Consider the following 1886-nt stretch of genomic DNA (forward strand, 5'->3'; position numbering starts at 1 on the left):
AATCCTTATCTGGCAAGAGACTTAATTGATTAGTTCGCTCTAGAGCAAAAACAATTGACAAAAATCGCTAAATGCCTTTCTCTATAAGGGTTCCATCCCTTATAACCCCCGTCCATTGCATAACACAAACCGAAGAGCCAAATTGGGTCGATTTGAATAAATTTGTGATACAATAAAAAGGCTAAAATACTTAATAATTTAGATCATGAATACGACGACAATTGAAATTGGCACTTTGATTGATAGTTCTCCTAAAATTCGAGGAGGAAGACCAACAATTGCTGGGACAGGAGTGACAGTGCGCCGCCTTGCTTCTTGGTATAAATTAGGGCTGACTCCTGAAGAAATTTTAAACCGGATGGGACATCCCCATTTAGATTTAGCCAAAGTTTATGCGGCTCTAACTTACTATCATGCCAACAGCGAAGAAATTGAAACTGATTTAGCGCAAGAAGAAGCTGAGGTGAAACAGTTTGAACGGGAGTGGCTTCAATCTAAGTTAAATAAATAGTCATGCTGGCATTATATTTGGATGAAGACTCGATGGATCAGAGCCTTGTAGCGGCTTTAAGAGCTAGAGGAGTCGATGTAATAACGGCTACAGAAGCAGGAATGTTGGGACGCTCCGATTCAGAACAATTAGACTATGCTACTGGTCAAGGAAGGGTGTTATACACTTTCAATCGGGGCGATTTTTACCGCTTACACACTCAGTATTTAACTGAAGGTAAATCTCATCAAGGAATAATACTCGCCCCTCAACAACGTTACTCTATTGGGGAACAATTACGCCAAATTCTGGAATTAATTTCTGTCAAAACAATTGAACAGATGGAAAATAATGTGGAGTTTATTAAGGGATAAACTTCCAGTTCTGCTTTATAGTAAGAATCGGTAGTTGAAAGATTTCATTCCGCCCAAGCCATGAAGAATCATTCTCGAATCCTGACGGTAGTTTGTCTGCTGAAATTACTCTCATGGTCAAGTCTGGCGATCGCGGAACAGTTAACAGTCAACAGTGACCAGTTAACAACAGACCTCTTGCATAAATCCGAAAACAAACGATAGAAACAATAATAGGAGGGACTTTCAGTTAATTATTTATTAGTAGTTGATAATCTTCAAAAATGTTGCTGTACAAGGATCGACTTAAGACTTTTGCAAGAGGTCTAATGATCAAGAGAACAATGTTGAACAACTCGTTAAACGAATCGTTGAACAAAAAATGAGAACGGTAATCGAGGAGGTGACGGCGACGGTTGTCAGTCTCAACGGGGAAATCGAAACCCTGAAACGGTTAATCGATCGAGAGGATACAGAGGAAGATTCGGGAATGTCTGGCTCGACCCTAGCCCCGATTTTCGAGGATTTTTGAGAACCCGTCATTCTCTCCTCGGTCGCTAGAATCACCAATTAGAAGAAAATCGATCGCTTTCTTTAACTTAATTGGCTAAAACTATAGCAATTCCCATAGTTGTGAGGTACAGAGTCTTAGGTTTTGAGGAGTCAGGAGTCAGGAGTTAAGATTTTGGTGTACCTCATGAGATTGGGAAACGCTATATAACACTTTTCACGTTACTGAGGTATCGACAAGTTTTCCCAACAAAGAGTTTAAGCTCCTTGCCCATAACTCATTCTTATGAAAACTCCTATAAATTTCCACGTTCCTCCATTTTATTACTGAAAGTAGAAACGATTGAAATCGTCAATTTCCACTTATTTTGGGACTGACATCACCCTTAGACTCCGAATATTCTGAAATTAGCAAGTAAACACGGCTTCCCAATTTCAGGAAAAAATTATGAATCTACGTTCTGTCAAGACTATCGTATTAAGCGGTATAGCCCTGTTGGTGGCAACTTTGCCCAGCCTCGCTCAAATTCCAA

General features: G+C 39.8%; 3 protein-coding genes. All 3 read left to right on the forward strand.

What is annotated here, in order from left to right; all coding sequences use genetic code 11:
- The first annotated feature begins 205 nt into the window (after positions 1-205).
- The 3 genes from PX482_RS13245 (at position 206) to PX482_RS13255 (ending at position 1375) form a co-directional block, all read left to right on the forward strand.
- Complete coding sequence (locus PX482_RS13245) at positions 206-511, forward strand: DUF433 domain-containing protein (RefSeq protein WP_002763271.1); 306 nt, start codon at positions 206-208, stop codon at positions 509-511.
- A gap of 2 nt (positions 512-513) precedes the next feature.
- The gene (locus PX482_RS13250; protein WP_002763272.1) at positions 514-864 is read left to right on the forward strand and encodes a DUF5615 family PIN-like protein; all 351 of its coding nucleotides are present in this window, start codon (positions 514-516) and stop codon (positions 862-864) included.
- 361 nt (positions 865-1225) lie between these two features.
- On the forward strand, positions 1226-1375 hold the full coding sequence (locus PX482_RS13255; RefSeq protein WP_002763274.1) for a hypothetical protein: 150 nt from the start codon (positions 1226-1228) through the stop codon (positions 1373-1375).
- Positions 1376-1886: the final 511 nt, after the last annotated feature.

The organism is Microcystis sp. M53602_WE12 (assembly GCF_030065455.1).
GTDB lineage: Bacteria > Cyanobacteriota > Cyanobacteriia > Cyanobacteriales > Microcystaceae > Microcystis > Microcystis aeruginosa.

Coding starts and splice junctions, on each gene's coding strand:
- PX482_RS13245 (WP_002763271.1), top strand. CDS start 206: ATGAATACGACGACAATTGAAATTGGCACTTTGATTGATAGTTCTCCT.
- PX482_RS13250 (WP_002763272.1), top strand. CDS start 514: ATGCTGGCATTATATTTGGATGAAGACTCGATGGATCAGAGCCTTGTA.
- PX482_RS13255 (WP_002763274.1), top strand. CDS start 1,226: ATGAGAACGGTAATCGAGGAGGTGACGGCGACGGTTGTCAGTCTCAAC.